This window comes from Intrasporangium mesophilum (assembly GCF_054783095.1).
The window spans coordinates 135160-152675 of the sequence record NZ_BAAGRF010000027.1; the positions used below are offsets into that span (position 1 = coordinate 135160).

Below are 17516 nucleotides of genomic sequence, written 5' to 3' on the forward strand. Positions count from 1 at the left end.
GCTCCTAGCGTCCTTGCAAGGTGGTGCTCTGTGGTGGGTGACGGCCACCGTACACGCTGGTACGCTTCGCGCGAAGTGAGGTTACCAGCGCGTAGCCTGTCCTTGACAGCGTTGTCATCCAAGCCCGGGAGTCACTCAGTTGCGCCGTGTTCTCGCTGCCGTTTCGCTGGTGCTCGGCATCGCCCTCCTGCTCCTCGGCATCCTGGGCAAACCGCTGATCTACGACCAGCTCACGACCGTCCCGCTCGACCAGAGCTCGACGTCGGTGTCCCAGGGCGAAGGCATGTCCGTGCTCCGGCTGTGGTCCGAGGGCGACACCGCCCATTACGACAAGCTGACCGACGCCACCGTGCGCAGCACCCGCATGGTCGTCGGCATCCCGGGCGCCGTGCCGGCGGACCAGCGTGACACGACCGCGGTCTGGCAGACCGGCGTGAAGTCCGAGGCGGTCGGGGTCGGGCCGTTGACCTTCAGCAACGAGATCGTCACGTTCGACCGGACGACGGGGCTCACCACCGGGTCCACGACCGACGTGCGCTCGGCCGGCGACCTGGAGGATCCCGAGAAGATGGTGCCCGTCAAGCACGAGGGCCTGTTCTTCAAGTTCCCGTTCGCGGTCGAGAAGAAGACCTACCCCTGGTGGGACGGTGACCTCGGACGCGCGGTCGACATCAACTTCGTCCGCGAGGAGAACATCTCAGGCGTCAATACCTACGTCTTCGAGCAGGTCATCCCGCGGGCCGAGGTGGCCACGCGCCCGGTCCCCGCGGGCATCTTCGACCGGACCGGGGACGACGTCGTGGCGAAGGTGATGTACGGCAACACGCGCACCCTCTGGGTCGAGCCGAACACCGGCGTGCTCATCAAGGGACAAGAGGTCCTGGACAAGGCCCTCGTGAGCGACGTCGGTGAGGTCGCCACGACCAAGGGCACGATCGGCTACACCGACCAGACGGTCCAGGAGAACGCGAAGGCCTGGGGCACCAAGGGCAAGCTGCTCGGCTTCGTCGGCGGTGCTCTTCGGCCCGTGGGCATCGTCCTGGGCCTGGTGCTCATCGGCGTCGGCGTCCTCCTGCTGATCTCGTCTCGCGGGTCCGGCCCGTCCAGCCGTGATGACGACGCGGAGGGCCTGGACGCGCTCGACGGCCTCGGTGGGTCCCAGCATCGCGCCGTCGCCTGATCCCTCGCCCGCAGGTGGGCGGGCACGACGGGTAGGCCCCGCTCACGCCGGCTTGGTGCAGACGTAGATCGCGGTGCCGGGGAGGACGCGGCCGCGCAGCGGCGACCATCCGCCCCACGGCTCGTCGTGGCCGCTCGGCCACTCCGGCTCGACGACATCGACGAGCGTGAGCCCGGCCGCGGCGATCTCGCGGACCCGGTCGCCGAGCGTGCGGTGGTGCTCCACGTAGGTCGCGCGGCCCGCCGAGTCCTGCTCGACGTACGGGGTGCGGTCGAAGTACGAGTGCCGCGCCGTCAGGCCATCCGGGCCGGGGTCGTCCGGGAAGGCCCAGCGGACCGGGTGCGTCGTCGAGAAGACGAACCGCCCACCGGGGCGCAGCACGCGCGCCACCTCGGCCATGACCACGTCGGAGTCCGCCACGAACGGCACCACGCCGTATGCCGTGAAGACGGTGTCGAAGACAGCCTCGGCGAACGGCAGGGACCGTCCGTCGCACTGCACGAACGGCACGCGGGCCCGCTCGTCGACCGCTGCGTTGACCGCGACCCCGGTCTCCACCATGCCGGCGGACAGGTCGGTGGCCACGACCGTCGCGCCGCGTCCGGCGAGCCAGCGGGAGCACTGCCCGGACCCGGCCCCGATCTCGAGGACGACCTGACCCTCGGCGTCGCCGAGCAGGTGTGCGTCCTCCTCCCGCAGCCGCTCGGGTCCCCACACGAAGTCGGTGTCACCGAGGAAGGCGCCGTGCTCGACGTAGTAGGGCGTGGCCTCGGCGTCCCACCAGGCCCGGTTGGCCGCGACCGTCTCGTCCGGCAGGGCCGGCCTGCGGGTCGCATCGCTCGGCGTGGTCATGGCATATCCACGGCATACTCTGCGTTCTTTTGACCGGGTGCTGACAGCGTCGATAGGATTGCCGAGCACATTCGTGTGCGCACGATCAGGGATGCACCTGTCCACAAGACGTCGGGTCGATGAGCCACGTGCTCAGGATCCGGGGTCCCCAACCTAACTGTCCACAATCGGAGTTCCTACTACATGACTGCCAACACGGTCGAGAAGACCGCGCCTGAGGTCGCCATCAACGACATCGGCTCTCAGGAAGACATCCTTGCCGCCATCGACGCGACCATCAAGGACTTCAACGACGGCGACATCGTCGAGGGTCGCATCGTCAAGGTCGACCGGGACGAGGTCCTGCTCGACATCGGCTACAAGACCGAGGGCGTCATCCCCTCGCGTGAGCTGTCCATCAAGCACGACGTCGACCCGTCCGAGGTCGTCGGTGTCGGCGACGAGGTCGAGGCCCTCGTTCTCCAGAAGGAGGACAAGGAGGGCCGGCTGATCCTGTCCAAGAAGCGCGCCCAGTACGAGCGCGCCTGGGGCACGATCGAGAAGGTCAAGGAGGAGGACGGCGTCGTCACCGGCACCGTCATCGAGGTCGTCAAGGGTGGTCTCATCCTCGACATCGGCCTGCGCGGCTTCCTTCCCGCGTCGCTCGTCGAGATGCGTCGCGTCCGTGACCTCCAGCCGTACGTCGGCAAGGAGATCGAGGCCAAGATCATCGAGCTCGACAAGAACCGCAACAACGTGGTCCTGTCGCGTCGCGCCTGGCTCGAGCAGACGCAGTCGGAGGTCCGCACTACCTTCCTCAAGGAGCTCCAGAAGGGCCAGGTCCGCCAGGGCGTCGTGAGCAGCATCGTCAACTTCGGTGCGTTCGTCGACCTCGGCGGCGTCGACGGTCTCGTCCACGTCTCCGAGCTGTCCTGGAAGCACATCGACCACCCGTCCGAGGTCGTCGAGGTCGGCACCGAGGTCACCGTCGAGGTGCTCGACGTCGACATGGACCGCGAGCGGGTCTCCCTGTCGCTGAAGGCGACCCAGGAGGACCCCTGGCAGCACTTCGCCCGGACCCACGCCATCGGCCAGGTCGTCCCGGGCAAGGTCACCAAGCTCGTCCCGTTCGGTGCGTTCGTGCGCGTCGAGGACGGCATCGAGGGCCTCGTGCACATCTCCGAGCTGGCCGAGCGCCACGTGGAGCTGCCGGAGCAGGTCGTCAACGTCGGCGACGAGATCTTCGTCAAGGTCATCGACATCGACCTCGAGCGTCGTCGTATCTCCCTGTCGCTCAAGCAGGCCAACGACGACTCCGTCCCGGTGTCCGAGTTCGACCCGACGCTCTACGGCATGGCCGCGGAGTACGACGAGCAGGGCAACTACAAGTACCCCGAGGGCTTCGACCCCGAGACCAACGAGTGGCTCGAGGGCTTCGAGGCCCAGCGCGAGCGCTGGGAGCGGCAGTACGCCGAGGCCCACGCGCGCTGGGAGGCGCACAAGGCCCAGGTCGACGCCGCGCACAAGGCCGACGCCGAGGCTGCGGCCAGCACCGGCACGGCCACCTCGTACTCGTCGGCGACCGGTGACTCGTCCGACTCCGAGGGCCCGCGCAGCGGCTCGCCGGCTCCGGCCGAGGGCACGCTCGCGTCCGACGAGGCGCTCGCCGCGCTTCGGGAGAAGCTGACCGGCAACTGAGCCTGACCGCTCTTCGAGAGCCCCGGATCCGACACGGGTCCGGGGCTCTCGTCTACCGTCGTCCCGTGAGCCATGCAGACCGGCGGGTCGGCCCCTGGGCCTCGGGACGCTTCGACATCGAGGGACATCGCGGTGCCAAGGGCCTCGTGGTGGAGAACACCCTCTCGAGCTTCCGGGCCGCGTTCGACGCGGGTGTCACCGGGGTCGAGCTCGACGTGCGGCTGACCGCCGACCGCCAGCTCGTCGTGTGGCACGACCCGATGCTGTTGCCCATCAAGTGCCTGCCTACCGGCCCCGACCTCATCGGGGCCCACATCGCCGACCTCACCCTGGCGCAGCTGCGGACCGTCGACGTGGGCAGCCAGGTCCTGCCCGGTTTCCCCGGCCAGGCCCCGGCTCCGGGCGCGTGGATCTCGACCCTGCGCGAGGTGCTCACGTTCGGCCTGGAACGGGCGCCGGACGTGTGGTGGACCATCGAGCTCAAGGTCAACCCGCTCGACGCGCGTGAGGTCGCGGGGCGCGAGGTGCTGCTCGACGGCGTGCTGGACACCGTGCACGACCTCGGGCTCGAGTGGCAGTGCTTCGTCCACTCCTTCGACTGGGCGGTGCTCGAGCTGTCGGCCCGCGTCGCGCCACACGTCGCCAGGTCGGCGCTGGTCGAGGCGGACGTGACCTGGGTGCAGGGGAGCGTGTGGACGGGCAGCGTGCGGTCCGAGGACCACGGCGACGACGTCTGCGGCGCAGTGGCCGAGCTCGGCGCCCAGGTCATCTCGCCCGAGCACATCCTCGTGGACCGGGCGCTGGTAGACCAGGCGCACGACCTCGGGCTCTCCGTGCTGCCGTGGACCGTCAACGACCCGGCGCGCATGCGCGCGATGGTCGACGCGGGCGTCGACGGACTCGTCTCGGACTATCCCGACCGGGCCATCGCGCAGCTCGCCGCGCTGGCTCCCGCCTCGCCGAGCGACCCCGGCTGAGCGTCGCTGCAGCACCCGAGAGCGGGACTGCCCGCGCCGGACGAGGACCCGGACGGCAGCGAGGGACCGGGCCCCTGTGACCCGATCCCTCGCTCCCCCTCCGTCTCCCCGCGCGGCGGGGGCCGGGGCGTTCGTGGCACACTCGGTGCGGCAACAGGTCGCCGCTGTTGGCTCCCGTTGCACCGCGAGGTGCAGCAGCGGGATGGGGACCCCTGACCCCACCCCATTCGCTAGAACGCCGTTCCAGCGAACACATGATCCATTCGAAGGACAGCAATGTCAACAGACCGGGCCTACGACAACAGCTCGCGGGCTGAGGCGGCGCAGGCGACCCGCCGCCGGATCATCGACGCCGCTCGCGAGATGCTGCTGCGCGACGGCTACCACGCGATGTCGGTCAGCCAGCTCGCGGCGTCGGCCGACGTGAGTGCCCAGACGGTGTACAACGCCATCGGCGGCAAGGCGGACGTGGTCAAGGCGGTCTACGACGTCATGCTCGTCGGCGACGACGAGCCGATCGCGATGCACGACCGTCCCGAGTTCCGGGCCATGTCCCAGGCCCCCGACCGCGAGGGCTTCGTGCGCGCCTATGCCGCACTCTGCGCGACCATCTACCAGCGCGTCGGCCCGCTGCTCGGGGTGCTGCTCGCCCAGGGGGCCGGGGGAGACGCCGGCCTGCAGGCCTTCGTGGCCACCATCGACGCCGAGCGTCGGGCGGGCAATACCAACGCACTCAACGCGCTCGAGAAGGCGCACGGGCTGCCGCCCCGGCTGGACCGCGAGCGGTTCATCGACATGGTCTGGGTCGTCTCGGCACCGGAGATCTACGACCGGTTCGTGCGGCGTTGCGGCTGGACCCACGAGATGTATGCCGGCTGGCTGGCCGAGGGGCTCCTGGCGATCTTCGACCGCGCGAGCGGCAGCGAGGACCGCCACTAGGCTGGCCCGCGTGCTGCGCGTAGGGGTCACCGGTGGGATCGGCTCGGGCAAGTCGACGGTATCCCGGCGGCTGGCCCGCTTGGGCGCCCACGTCGTCGACGCCGACCAGGTTGCGCGCGAGGTCGTGGAGCCGGGCACCCCGGCGTTGGCGCAGATCCGCGAGCGGTTCGGCGAGCAGGTGATCCGTGACGACGGCACGCTGGACCGGGCCGGGCTCGCGGCGGTCGTCTTTCCGGACCCCGAGGCGCTGGCTGAGCTGGAGGACATCACCACCCCGGCCATCGCGGCACGTGTCGCGCAGCTGAGGGCGACCGCACCGGACGGGAGCGTCTCGGTGTTCGACATGCCCCTTCTCGTCGAGCGAGGGCTCTGGGTGCACGAGCACCTGACGGTTGTGGTGGCTGCCGACGTCGAGACCAGGGTCCGGCGGCTGGTCGAGCAGCGGGGCCTGGCCGAGCAGGATGCCCGGCATCGCATTGCCACCCAGGCGAGCGACGAGCAGCGCCGCCTGGTAGCCGATGTGGTCCTCGACAACACCGGGACACCGGCGGAGCTCGACGAGGCCGTCGACCGGCTGTGGCGCGAGCGGATCGAGCCGTATGCGGCGAACCTGCGGGACCGCATACGGACCAGGCGTCCCGAGCGGGGGGCGGTCGTCGAGCCGCGCGCCGACTGGGGAGCACGCGGTCAGCGCGTGGTGGCCAAGATCGGCGCCGCCCTGGCAGCGAGCGGCGTGGCCACCGAGGTGTCGCACGTCGGGTCGACTGCGGTGACGGGGCTGCTGGCGAAGGACGTCATCGACGTCCAGGTCGGGGTGCGTCACCTCGCCGACGCCGACCGTGACGAGGTCGACGCGGCCCTCCAGGACGCCGGCTACGTCCTCGTCGAGGGCAACACCCAGGACACCCCGCATCCGGCCGGCGCCGACCCGGCCGGGTGGACGAAGCGGTTCTGGGGCGGCTGCGACCCCTGCGAGCACGTCCACGTCCACGTCCGCGAGCACGGGAGCCCCGGGTGGCGGTTCGCGCTGCTCTTCCGGGACTGGCTGGTGCACGACCCTGCCGAGCGCGCCGCGTACGCCGCCGAGAAGCGGCGGCTCCTGGCGGTAGACGACACCACCGAGGCCTACGTCGAGGCCAAGGAGCCATGGTTCGAGGGTGCGTTCGATCGTGCCCGGGCGTGGGCGGCCCGGACCGGCTGGCGTCCAGAGCCCTGACCGGGCCGGCGCCCGGGGTGGGACCTCGCGGATCTCGGGGCCGGCCGCACGGCGTACGACGGCAGGTAACGGCGTCCGACGGCATACGCCGGCGTGATCGCGTGTTGTGGGTGTCATGCGTGGTGAGTACAAGGTTGCCGGAGGCAAGCTCGTTGCGGTCGACCTCGAGGTCGTTGACGGACGGCTGACCGACGTCAGTGTCTCGGGCGACTTCTTCCTCGAGCCCGACGAGGCCCTCGGCGACATCAACGCCGCCCTCGCGGGCATGCCCGTCGACGCGGGTGTCGAGCAGCTCGCGTCTGCGGTGACCGGGGCGCTCGCCGACGACGTGTCGCTCATCGGCTTCACGGCCGAGTCGGTCGGGATCGCGGTGCGGCGCGCCCTGGGCAAGGCGACCGGCTGGGACGACCACGTCTTCGACGTCATCCCCGCGAGGGTGCTGCACCCGGCGATGCACGTCGCGCTCGACGAGGTCATCGCCCGGGAGGTCGCAGCCGGTGTACGGCCGCCGACCCTTCGCTTCTGGGACTGGGACAGCCCGCTCGTCGTCATCGGCTCGTTCCAGTCCGTCCGCAACGAGGTCGACCCCGACGGCGCTGCCAGGCATCACATCGACGTCGTGCGGCGGGTCTCCGGCGGCGGCGCCATGTTCATGGAGCCGGGCAACACCATCACCTACTCGCTCGTCGTTCCGACCTCGCTGGTGGAGGGCCTCAGCTTCGAGCGCTCCTACTCGTTCCTCGACGAGTGGGTCATCGGCGCCCTCTCGGACGTGGGGGTCTCGGCACACTTCGTTCCGCTCAACGACATCGCGAGCGACAAGGGCAAGATCGGCGGGGCGGCACAGAAGCGCTTCGCTGCGGGCGCCGTGCTCCACCACGTGACGATGGCCTACGACATCGACGCCGACAAGATGCTCGAGGTGCTCCGCATCGGGCGCGAGAAGCTCTCGGACAAGGGGACGAAGTCCGCGAACAAGCGGGTCGACCCGATGCGGTCGCAGACCGGCCTCCGCCGGGACGGCATCCTCGAGTCGTTCGCCGCGTCGTTCGCGCGCCGCTACCGCACCAAGGACGCCGACTACACGCCGGAGGAGCTGGCCGAGGCCCAACAGCTGGTCGACACGAAGTTCGCCACGCCCGAGTGGACCTACCGCGTGCCGTGACGGTGCCGTGCTGAGGTGGTGACCGTGGACACCCGCTCGGCGTCCGGCGCGTGTCCCGGTGGCCGGGCTCGCCTCGGGCCGGTGTCGAGAACGACGATCTGGCTCCGACGTCTCTGCTGAGGCGGTCGACCGGCCGCACACCCCCGAAAGGAGCACGACGTGAAGTACGTCATCCTGATCCACTCCAACCCGCAGCCGTGGGGACATCCCACGGGAGAGTTCGTCGCCGAGCACCAGGCGCTGCCGGCCTCGGAGCGCGAGCGGCTCAACGCCGACTTCGAGACGCTGCTCGCCGAGCTGTCGAGCAGCGGCGAGCTCAAAGGGGGTGAGGCGCTCGGCGCCCCCTCCGACGCCCGACTGTTCCGCTGGGACGGCGGTATGCCGGTCGCGACCGACGGGCCGTACGCCGAGTCCAAGGAGCACCTGGCCGGCTTCTTCCTCGTCGACGTCGCCTCGCGAGAGCGCGCCGAGCAGATCGCGACCACGTTCACCGGTCCTGGAGAGACGGTCGAGCTGCGCCCCTGCTGGACCGACGAGGACGAGGAGCGTCTTGCCCGCCGGCGCTAGCGCGATGGGCGCTGTCGGTCGTGGGACGTACGGTTGACCCATGCGTCCCACGACCGACCTCCAGCGCACCGTGGCCCCCTTCCGGGTCATCTCGGAGTACCAGCCGAGCGGCGACCAGCCGCAGGCCATCACCGAGCTCACGCGGCGGGTGAAGCAGGGAGAGCAGGACACCGTGCTGCTCGGCGCCACGGGCACCGGCAAGTCGGCGACGACGGCCTGGCTCATCGAGCAGGTCCAGCGGCCGACGCTCGTCATGGCCCCGAACAAGACGCTCGCGGCCCAGCTGGCCAACGAGTTCCGGGAGCTGCTGCCCAACAACGCCGTCGAGTACTTCGTGTCGTACTACGACTACTACCAGCCTGAGGCGTACATCCCGCAGACGGACACCTACATCGAGAAGGACTCGTCGGTCAACGACGAGGTCGAGCGGCTGCGCCACTCGGCGACCAACTCGCTGCTGACCCGCCGCGATGTCATCGTCGTCGCCTCCGTCTCGTGCATCTACGGCCTCGGCACGCCGCAGGAGTATGTCGACCGCATGACGAGCGTCCGGGTCGGGATGGAGATCGAGCGCGACCTGCTCCTGCGCAGGTTCGTCGAGATGCAGTACACCCGCAACGACCTGGCCTTCACCCGGGGCACCTTCCGGGTGCGCGGCGACACGGTCGAGATCATCCCGGTCTACGAGGAGCTCGCGGTCCGCATCGAGTTCTTCGGCGACGAGATCGAGCGCATCTACACGCTGCACCCCGTGACCGGAGAGGTGGTCAACGAGGAGCAGGAGATGTACGTCTTCCCGGCATCCCACTACGTCGCCGGCCCGGAGCGGATGGACCGCGCGATCCGCGGGATCGAGCTCGAGCTGGAGGACCAGCTGGCGCTGTTCGAGAAGCAGGGCAAGCTGCTCGAGGCGCAGCGACTCCGGATGCGCACGACGTACGACATCGAGATGATGCGCCAGGTCGGGTTCTGCAACGGCATCGAGAACTACAGCCGCCACATCGACGGCCGCACGGCCGGCTCCGCGCCGAACTGCCTGCTCGACTACTTCCCGGATGACTTCCTGCTCGTCATCGACGAGTCGCACCAGACGGTCCCGCAGATCGGGTCGATGTACGAAGGCGACATGTCGCGCAAGCGCATGCTGGTCGAGCACGGGTTCCGCCTGCCGAGCGCGATGGACAACCGCCCGCTGAAGTGGGAGGAGTTCCTCGAGCGCATCGGCCAGACCATCTACCTGTCCGCGACGCCGGGGGAGTACGAGCTGGCCCGCTCCGGCCCGCCCGTCGAGCAGATCATCCGCCCGACCGGCCTGATCGACCCCGAGGTCGTGCTCAAGCCCACGAAGGGCCAGATCGACGACCTCATCCACGAGATCCAGGAGCGCACCAAGCGCAACGAGCGTGTGCTCGTGACGACTCTGACCAAGAAGATGGCCGAGGACCTCACCGACTACCTGCTCGACAAGGGTGTCCGCGTCCGGTACCTGCACAGCGAGGTCGACACCTTGCGCCGCGTGGAGCTGCTGCGCGAGCTGCGCACCGGGATCTTCGACGTCCTGGTCGGCATCAACCTGCTCCGCGAGGGTCTCGACCTCCCGGAGGTCTCCCTCGTGTCGATCCTCGACGCGGACAAGGAAGGTTTCCTCCGCTCGACCAGGTCCCTCATCCAGACGATCGGCCGCGCCGCCCGCAACGTGTCGGGCCAGGTGCATATGTACGCAGACAAGATCACGCCGTCGATGCAGGACGCCCTCGACGAGACCAACCGTCGCCGCGAGAAGCAGGTCGCCTACAACACCGAGCACGGCATCGACCCGACGCCGTTGCGCAAGAAGATCGCCGACATCACCGACCTGCTCCAGCGTGAGGACGCCGACACCGCCGAGCTCATCGGCTCGGGTCGCATGCAGTCGCGCGGCAAGAGCGGCGCCGGCAGGGGCGCGATGACAGCCGACCTCGGGGTATCTGCCGGTGGTGTCTCCAACCGCCCGGCGGACCTGGCGGCGGCCGACCTCGCCTCGCTGATCCAGGAGCTGACCACGCAGATGCACCAGGCGGCCGCCGAGCTGCACTTCGAGCTCGCCGCCCGCCTGCGTGACGAGATCGGTGAGCTCAAGAAGGAGCTTCGTCAGATGAGCGCCGCGACCCGCTGACGTCACCGCGCGCTGACCTACTCCGAGGTCGGCTCGCCCACTGGGCGGACCGATTTGAGCTCCCCCGCTCCGGGATGAGAGGATCAGGCGTTCACGGAGGGGAGTATCCCCCACGCGACGGGCTCGTCATCACGGAGCGCCAGCACTCGGCTCCCGGTCCCGTCGGTCCGCCGCAGGGCACTGTCGGGCGGGAGAGACCTCCGGTTACTGTCTGGTGACCGGAAGGGTTTGCATCCATGAACGTTCCCGTCTGGGGTTGGTTCCTCACCATCGGGTTGATGTCGGCGTTCCTGATCGTCGACGTGTTCGTCATCGCGCGACGGCCTCATGTGCCGTCGATGGCCGAGGCCGGCAGGCACCTGGCCTTCTATATCGGCGCGGCCGTCGTGTTCGGCCTCTTCGTGTGGTTCGAGTGGGGCGGCCAGTTCGCGGGCGAGTTCTATGCCGGCTGGCTGACCGAGTACTCCCTGTCGGTCGACAACCTCTTCGTGTTCCTGCTGATCATGGCCAGCTTCAAGGTGCCGCTGAAGCTGCAGCAGTCCGCCCTGATGATCGGCATCGTCATCGCCATCGTGCTCCGAGGCATCTTCATCGGGCTCGGTGCCGTGGTGATCAACAGCTATGCATGGGTGTTCTACATCTTCGGGGCGTTCCTCATCTACACGGCGGTCAAGCTCGCGAGCGGAGGGGAGAGCGACGACGAGGAGTACCACGAGAACCGCCTCCTGCTGTGGGTCGAGCGGCGCTTCCCCGCGACCAAGCAGTGGAACGGGGCGCACCTCACCGTGGTCGAGAAGGGCAAGCGCCTCGTCACCCCGATGTTCATCGTCATCCTGGCGCTCGGCACGACCGACCTGCTCTTCGCCCTCGACTCGATCCCGGCGATCTACGGTCTCACCAAGGAGCCGTTCCTCGTCCTGACGGCCAACATCTTCGCCCTGATGGGCCTGCGGCAGCTGTACTTCCTCATCGGTGGACTGCTCAAGAAGCTGGTCTATCTCAGCATCGGCCTGGCCGTGCTGCTCGGCTTCATCGGCGTGAAGCTCGTCATGCACGCGCTGCACGAGAACAACCTGCCGTTCCTCAACGGTGGCCAGAAGTTCGACAACATCCCGGACATCCCGATCGTCGTGTCGCTGGGCGCCATCGTGCTCATCCTCGGCGTCACGACCATCGCGAGCCTCTGGAAGTCTCGTCGCGACGCCGCGCTCGAGGCCGGTGTCGACCACCACCCTACGGACTCCGTACACCACTGACAGGCGACGTCAGGGGCCGAGCAACATGAGCGCTCGGCCCCTTCGTCCTGCTGGTTGGGGTGCGGGCTTTTCGCCCGGGTCGACCGTGGGTGCTCAGCGGACCCGGTGCGCCACGATCCATCCGACGAGAGCCGGCACGGCCATGGCGCCGAAGACGGCGACGTAGGCGCCTGGCACGACCGACCCAGCGGCCGCGAACACGACGGCCGAGAGGGCGATCGCCGTCGCGCCACCGGAGGAGTCCCCGATCTGCAGGGCGGAGCTGACGAACCCCTGCTGGGTCGCTTCGGCCCGAGCCAGGGCCTGGGCCGTGACGCGCGGATACTGCGTCCCGATGCCCAGGCCGACGACCGGGAAGATGACGATGACGACCCAGGCCGGCGCACCGACGGCCACGGCAACGGCGAGTCCCGCCAGGGCGAGGGTGATCGTGGCCATCGACACGGCCGCGGTGCGCCCGATCTCGAAGCGACGCTCCCAGCGGCCCTGGACCCAGGAGCCGAGGAACCAGGTCACGCCGGTGAGGGTGAGCGAGAGGCCGGCGAGGCTGGGGCTCAGGTGGTCGCGCTCGGTGAGGAGCCGTGGCAGGTAGATCTCCGTGCCGCTGAACGCCGCGAAGGCGAGGGCTCGCAGCAGGATGTCGGTGGGCAGCCCGCGCGCTGCCCACAGGGTGCCCCGAGGTGTCAGAGGCACGAGCATGAGCCCGATGGTCACGAGGCCGACGACCACGACGACGACCGCCAGGGCGTCGAGGCTGCCTGCGACCGAGTTCAGCGCGAGGACGGCGACAGCAAGAACGACCGAGGCGGCGAGCGCCCGCCAGCGCCACGGCACGTCGACGACGTCCTGGCGAAGGCCACGGACGATGCGAGCGAGCAGGGCCGCAGCGACGATGAGCACGAGGATGGCGAGTCCGAAGACCCAGCGCCATCCGAGAGCCTGGGTGATGACGCCGGCGACGAACGGACCGGCAACGGAGGGGACCACCCAGGCCGCCGAGAAGCCGGCCAGGATCGCGGTGTGCAGCCGCTGCGGGTAGACGCGCGTGACGAGGACGTAGAGCGCCGTACTGGTCATCCCCGCGCCGAGCCCCTGGACGACCCGAGCGCCGACGAGCACCACCATCGACGGCGCGAGCCCGGCGCCGACCAGGCCGGCACAGAAGAGCGCCAACCCCATGACGAGAGGCGGTCGCGGACCGTGCCGGTCGGCGAGGTTGCCCGACCAGACGATGCTGACGATGCCGCTCGCGAGCGTCGCGGTGAAGGCCATGGCGTAGAGGGACTCGCCGTGCAGCTCGGCAGCGATCGTCGGCATGACCGTGGTCAGGGCGAGCGCCTCGAAGGCGTGCAGGGAGACGAGGGCCAGCACGCCGATCGTGGTCGCGCGCAAGGCCGGCGAGAGCAGACCGCCGCTGGTCTCGCCAGGTCGCGAGTCCGTGCGCGAGTCACTCACGGTTGCGTCGGCATTCGGTGTGCTGATCGGCATGGCGCGACGGTAGGACTTCACGTCGACTTGAGGTCAAGTCGAGCATCAGCCCGGCCCGACCGACGCGTCCGGGGAGGCCGGGCGCTCCTGCGAGCCCAGGACGATGGCGGAGGCGACGACGACCAGGCCCATTCCGACGAGCTGTGGGGCGTCGAGGACCTGGCCCAGCACGACGAAGCCGGCGAACGCGGCGACGACCGGCTCGAGGCTGAGCAGGATCCCGAAGACATGTTGCGCGAGGTGACGCAACGCGACCAGCTCGAGTGAGTAGGGCAACACCGAGGACAGCACAGCGATCGCGAGACCGAGGGCGACATCGCGCGGCGTCCAGGTGTGGACGGTCGTCAGCCCGAGCGGCGCCACGACGACGCTCGACACGATGAGGGCGAGCGCGAGCCCGTCGAGTCCTTGGAACGCCTTGCCGGTTCGCTGGCTCATCACGATGTATGCCGCCCACATCACTCCCGCGATCGCCGCGAAGAGGATGCCGATCCGGTCGAACCGGTTCCACGAGCTGTCGAAGGCACCCGAGACGAGGGCGACGCCGAGAGCCGCGGCGGCCACGGCGAGGAAGTCTCGCGGTCGGCGGCTGAGGATGGCGGCCAGCCCGAGCGGACCGAGGAACTCGATGGTCACCGCGACGCCGATCGGCAGATGGGCGAGCGAGGCGTAGAACGCGGTGTTCATCGCCGCCAGGGCGAGGCCGAAAAGGATGACCGTGACCCAGTCCGACCGGGAGCGGCGCCGCCACGAAGGCCGGGCGACGGCATACAGGATCAGTGTCGCGAAGACGAGGCGAAGGAACACCGACCCGGCCGCCCCGATCCGCGGGACCAGAGTGGCGGCGAAGGCGCCGCCGAACTGGACGGAGACGACACCCCCGAGGACCAGCAGGGGCGCAGTGCGGTGGTCGACCTTCACGGGAGCGGGAGCCGCCCAGCGGCCACCAGGGTCGCGAGCCGCTCGGCGGACAGGTCCTCCTCGACGAGGACGCCGCCCGTCTCCGAGGCATGGACCATCCGGCCACGGTCCACGACGATGCCGACGTGATGCACGCGCTGGCCGGGTCGGGCGAAGAAGTAGAGGTCGCCCGGCTGGACGTCGCCCAGGGCGACGGGCGCGGCGAGCTCGGCCTGCGCATACGCGTCACGCGCGACGACCTGGCCGAACCGGCGCCACGTGTACAGGACGAGGCCCGAGCAGTCGAAACCCAACGGGGACAGGCCGGACCACAGGTACGGGAGCCCGATGTGCTTGCGCGCGAAGGCGATCGCCGGGTGCCCCGCCTCAGGGCCGGAGTCGTCGAGGTCGGTGTCGGCGGCCGGCGGCGGGTTCAGCGCGACGTCCTCAGAGCTCACGGGGCGCAGGTGCGCGGTGGGCACCCAGCCCGGGTACCCGCGGCCATCCTTGGGCGACAGCTGCCAGGGTGCGACGACGTGTGACCACCGACCGCTGCCGTCGAGCCCGGTGACGACGACGGGCTCCCCGTCCACCAGCTGCGACTCCACGCGCCCGTGCAGGCCAAGGCGCCCGTCGCCGGACTCGTCGTCACTCGCGTTCGCGTCGAGCGCCGCGAGCCAGGCCACCGCGTCGGGCGTGTCCCTCACCATCGGCTCGTCGACGCCGCGCGGGCCGTCCGGGCTCGACCACACCGTGGTGACGGGGACGGCGGCGAGGTGCGTGGCGGCGACAGGGATGGCGGAGAGGGTCACGTCGGACATCCTCGCATCCCGCTCTCAGGTGGCCCGATGCCGTCCGCACGCGGCACCGCTGATGCTGGGCATTCCGTGTTCCTTCCCTGGGAGCCACAGGATGGGTGTGTGTCGGTGCGGTGACGATGGGGACTCGCCGGTCGTCGTTCCGTTCTCGCGAACGGCTGTCAGGAGTACCGTCGAAAACATGGATGAACGAGTCACCCTCGAGGGATTCGATCCCCCGAAGAACCGGCGTCACGGACCTGATGGCGACCTCGTCGACGTCCAGGGCTGGCTGCACGCGCCCGTCGACTGGCAAGGCGGTCCCCAGCTCGAACGCGCGTGGCGCGACCGGCACGGCAGGTCCCGGCTCGGCATCGGGCTCTGTGTGGCCAACAACCCACGCCGCCACTTCATCCTCATCAACGTCCCCGACGACCTCGACTTCCTCCGGACGGAGCTGGAGTCACTCATCGACGAGGTCGAGTCCAGCGACGTCGAGGACACCCTCGAGTCCGCCTGACGCAAGGCATTGCCCGGCCGCGGCACCGCCAGACCCGAGGAACCGCCTGACCGGCTTCCAGCCCCAGGTCGAGTGGGCGCCCCGTCCCACCCACCACACCTCGATGGACGGACTTCGGCGAGTCAGCGGACGCGCGGGCGCGTCCCTCGTACGCTGAGCCGGTGAGCAAGCCGACCATCCTCACGGTCGACGACGACCCACCCGTCTCGGCTGCCATCGCGCGCGACCTGCGCGCCCGTTATGGTGCGGCCCACCGCGTCGTACGTGCCCAGTCCGGCGCAGAGGCGCTCGACATCATCAGGCGCCTCGCGCTGCGGGACCAGCCGCTCGCGCTCGTCGCGTCCGACCAGCGGATGCCCGGGATGACCGGCATCGAGCTGCTCGCGCAGGTCCGCGAGCTGGCGCCCGACGCGAAGCTGCTGCTGCTGACGGCATATGCCGACACCGAGGTCGCGATCCAGGCGATCAACGACATCGGGCTCGACCACTACCTCCTCAAGCCGTGGGACCCACCCGAGGAGCGGCTCTACCCCGTCGTCGACGACCTGCTCGGCGACTGGCACAACGCCCACCCCGAGCACACAGGTGACGTCCGCGTCGTCGGCCACCGCTGGTCGGAGCACAGCCACGAGGTCAAGACGTTCCTCACCAGCAACCACGTCCCCTATGTCTGGTACGACGTCGAGCTCGACGCGGAGGGGACGCGGTTGCTCGACCTGTCCGGTGCCCCGCCGTCGGGCCTTCCGCTGGTGCTCATCCCCGACCGGGACACGCTGTGCGGGCCCTCGCTGGTCGACCTCGCCACCGCACTGGGGCTGCGCACCCGCGCCGAGCGCGACATCTACGACGTGTGCATCGTCGGAGGCGGGCCAGCCGGTCTCGCTGCAGCGGTGTATGCCGCATCAGAAGGTCTCAGCACCGTCGTCGTCGAGCACGCCGCACCCGGGGGACAGGCTGCGCAGAGCGCGGCCATAGAGAACTACCTCGGTTTCCCACGTGGGCTGACCGGCTCCGATCTCGCCGCGCGGGCCATCGCTCAGGTCCAGCGGTTCGGGGCCGAGATGGTCCTGGCCCGTGACGTCGTCGCGCTCGAGTCGAGAGGCCCGGTGCGGGCCGTGCGTGTCGAGGGCGGCGACGACATCGAGGCTCGCAGCATCATCCTCGCCACCGGGGTCTCATACCGAAGACTCGAGGCCGATGGCGTGGCCGACCTCGTCGGGCGAGGTGTCTACTACGGCGCCAACGCGAGCGAGGCGTCCCAGTGCGCCGGCGACGAGGTCTACATCGTGGGCGCGGCCAACTCGGCCGGCCAGGCCGCGCTGAACATCGCGCGGTTCGCGAAGCGCGTCACGCTCGTCGTGCGCGGCGAATCGCTCGAGGCGTCGATGTCGCAGTATCTCGTGGAGCGGATCGTCGCCTCGGAGGTCATTGACGTCCGCACGCGCACGGAGGTCGTGGGAGCAGCGGGAGACGGACACCTGGAGTCGCTCACCCTGGCCGACCGCAACGACGGGAGCACGTTCCCGGTCCCCGCCTCCTGGCTGTTCGTCTTCATCGGCGCGTCGCCGCGGACCGACTGGCTCGGCGGTGACGTCGCGCGTGACGAGCACGGCTTCATCGTCACCGGGCAGGACCTCGTCAGTAAGCCGGCGGGAGCCCCGTGGCCCCTTCCCCGGCCTCCTTTCGCGCTGGAGACGAGCCTGCCCGGAGTCTTCGCAGCCGGCGACGTCCGGCTCGACTCGATGAAGCGGGTCGCGTCGGCGGTGGGCGAGGGTGCGATGTCCGTCTACTTCGTGCACCGCTATCTCGCAACGGTCTGACCTGTCG

The 17516-nt window shown here is 69.7% G+C and carries 15 protein-coding genes; 11 read left to right on the plus strand and 4 right to left on the minus strand.

Features of this window, described 5'->3' with window-relative positions:
* Nucleotides 1-139: 139 nt before the first annotated feature.
* Nucleotides 140-1180 carry a PorA family protein gene (locus tag ACYVLP_RS18870; RefSeq protein WP_460628868.1) on the plus strand — a complete coding sequence of 347 codons (1041 nt, stop codon included), beginning with the start codon at nt 140-142 and terminating at the stop codon, nt 1178-1180.
* A 42-nt stretch (nt 1181-1222) separates the two neighbouring features.
* Here the strand turns inward: ACYVLP_RS18870 and ACYVLP_RS18875 are convergent, their stop codons facing one another.
* Nucleotides 1223-2032 carry a class I SAM-dependent methyltransferase gene (locus ACYVLP_RS18875; RefSeq protein ID WP_460628869.1) on the minus strand — a complete coding sequence of 270 codons (810 nt, stop codon included), beginning with the start codon at nt 2030-2032 and terminating at the stop codon, nt 1223-1225.
* Between the two features lie 183 nt (nt 2033-2215).
* Between ACYVLP_RS18875 and rpsA the strand changes: the two genes are divergently transcribed.
* From rpsA to ACYVLP_RS18915, 8 genes are all read left to right on the plus strand, one after another.
* Nucleotides 2216-3709, plus strand: coding sequence for a 30S ribosomal protein S1 (gene rpsA / locus ACYVLP_RS18880; RefSeq protein WP_460628870.1), 1494 nt, complete (start codon nt 2216-2218; stop codon nt 3707-3709).
* A 65-nt stretch (nt 3710-3774) separates the two neighbouring features.
* Nucleotides 3775-4686 carry a glycerophosphodiester phosphodiesterase family protein gene (locus ACYVLP_RS18885; RefSeq protein WP_460628871.1) on the plus strand — a complete coding sequence of 304 codons (912 nt, stop codon included), beginning with the start codon at nt 3775-3777 and terminating at the stop codon, nt 4684-4686.
* A gap of 276 nt (nt 4687-4962) precedes the next feature.
* Nucleotides 4963-5625, plus strand: coding sequence for a TetR/AcrR family transcriptional regulator (locus tag ACYVLP_RS18890; RefSeq protein WP_460628872.1), 663 nt, complete (start codon nt 4963-4965; stop codon nt 5623-5625).
* A 10-nt stretch (nt 5626-5635) separates the two neighbouring features.
* Complete coding sequence (gene coaE, locus ACYVLP_RS18895; RefSeq protein ID WP_460628873.1) at nt 5636-6841, plus strand: dephospho-CoA kinase; 1206 nt, start codon at nt 5636-5638, stop codon at nt 6839-6841.
* Between the two features lie 115 nt (nt 6842-6956).
* Entirely contained in the window at nt 6957-8006 is a 1050-nt protein-coding gene (locus ACYVLP_RS18900; protein ID WP_460628874.1) for a lipoate--protein ligase family protein, read from the plus strand.
* Between the two features lie 159 nt (nt 8007-8165).
* On the plus strand, nt 8166-8573 hold the full coding sequence (locus ACYVLP_RS18905) for a YciI family protein (RefSeq protein WP_460628875.1): 408 nt from the start codon (nt 8166-8168) through the stop codon (nt 8571-8573).
* Between the two features lie 40 nt (nt 8574-8613).
* Nucleotides 8614-10728: an excinuclease ABC subunit UvrB gene (gene uvrB / locus ACYVLP_RS18910; RefSeq protein WP_460628876.1), complete on the plus strand. Its 2115-nt coding sequence runs from the start codon at nt 8614-8616 to the stop codon at nt 10726-10728.
* Nucleotides 10729-10964: 236 nt separating this feature from the next.
* Nucleotides 10965-11984 (plus strand): TerC family protein, encoded by a 1020-nt coding sequence (locus ACYVLP_RS18915; protein ID WP_460628877.1) that lies wholly within the window; start codon nt 10965-10967, stop codon nt 11982-11984.
* Nucleotides 11985-12077: 93 nt separating this feature from the next.
* On the opposite strand, the gene ACYVLP_RS18920 is transcribed toward ACYVLP_RS18915, so the two are convergent.
* The 3 genes from ACYVLP_RS18920 to ACYVLP_RS18930 are packed head-to-tail and all read right to left on the minus strand — an operon-like array spanning nt 12078 to nt 15193.
* Nucleotides 12078-13472, minus strand: coding sequence for an MFS transporter (locus tag ACYVLP_RS18920; protein WP_460628878.1), 1395 nt, complete (start codon nt 13470-13472; stop codon nt 12078-12080).
* 45 nt (nt 13473-13517) lie between these two features.
* Nucleotides 13518-14393, minus strand: coding sequence for an EamA family transporter (locus tag ACYVLP_RS18925; RefSeq protein WP_460628879.1), 876 nt, complete (start codon nt 14391-14393; stop codon nt 13518-13520).
* Nucleotides 14390-15193: a C40 family peptidase gene (locus tag ACYVLP_RS18930; RefSeq protein ID WP_460628880.1), complete on the minus strand. Its 804-nt coding sequence runs from the start codon at nt 15191-15193 to the stop codon at nt 14390-14392. Before ACYVLP_RS18930 ends, ACYVLP_RS18925 begins: the two co-directional genes overlap by 4 nt.
* A gap of 178 nt (nt 15194-15371) precedes the next feature.
* Between ACYVLP_RS18930 and ACYVLP_RS18935 the strand changes: the two genes are divergently transcribed.
* Both ACYVLP_RS18935 and ACYVLP_RS18940 read left to right on the plus strand, forming a co-directional pair.
* Complete coding sequence (locus tag ACYVLP_RS18935; RefSeq protein WP_460628881.1) at nt 15372-15689, plus strand: hypothetical protein; 318 nt, start codon at nt 15372-15374, stop codon at nt 15687-15689.
* Nucleotides 15690-15850: 161 nt separating this feature from the next.
* A complete protein-coding gene (locus ACYVLP_RS18940) occupies nt 15851-17509 on the plus strand; it encodes an FAD-dependent oxidoreductase (protein ID WP_460628882.1) in 1659 nt (552 codons plus the stop codon).
* Nucleotides 17510-17516 lie beyond the last annotated feature (7 nt).

Bases quoted from the DNA above. Each gene is read 5' to 3' on its own strand.
- ACYVLP_RS18935 (WP_460628881.1), top strand. From the start codon at position 15,372: ATGGATGAACGAGTCACCCTCGAGGGATTCGATCCCCCGAAGAACCGG.
- ACYVLP_RS18920 (WP_460628878.1), bottom strand. From the start codon at position 13,472: ATGCCGATCAGCACACCGAATGCCGACGCAACCGTGAGTGACTCGCGC.
- ACYVLP_RS18875 (WP_460628869.1), bottom strand. From the start codon at position 2,032: ATGACCACGCCGAGCGATGCGACCCGCAGGCCGGCCCTGCCGGACGAG.
- ACYVLP_RS18915 (WP_460628877.1), top strand. From the start codon at position 10,965: ATGAACGTTCCCGTCTGGGGTTGGTTCCTCACCATCGGGTTGATGTCG.
- ACYVLP_RS18900 (WP_460628874.1), top strand. From the start codon at position 6,957: ATGCGTGGTGAGTACAAGGTTGCCGGAGGCAAGCTCGTTGCGGTCGAC.
- uvrB (WP_460628876.1), top strand. From the start codon at position 8,614: ATGCGTCCCACGACCGACCTCCAGCGCACCGTGGCCCCCTTCCGGGTC.
- ACYVLP_RS18930 (WP_460628880.1), bottom strand. From the start codon at position 15,193: ATGTCCGACGTGACCCTCTCCGCCATCCCTGTCGCCGCCACGCACCTC.
- rpsA (WP_460628870.1), top strand. From the start codon at position 2,216: ATGACTGCCAACACGGTCGAGAAGACCGCGCCTGAGGTCGCCATCAAC.
- ACYVLP_RS18890 (WP_460628872.1), top strand. From the start codon at position 4,963: ATGTCAACAGACCGGGCCTACGACAACAGCTCGCGGGCTGAGGCGGCG.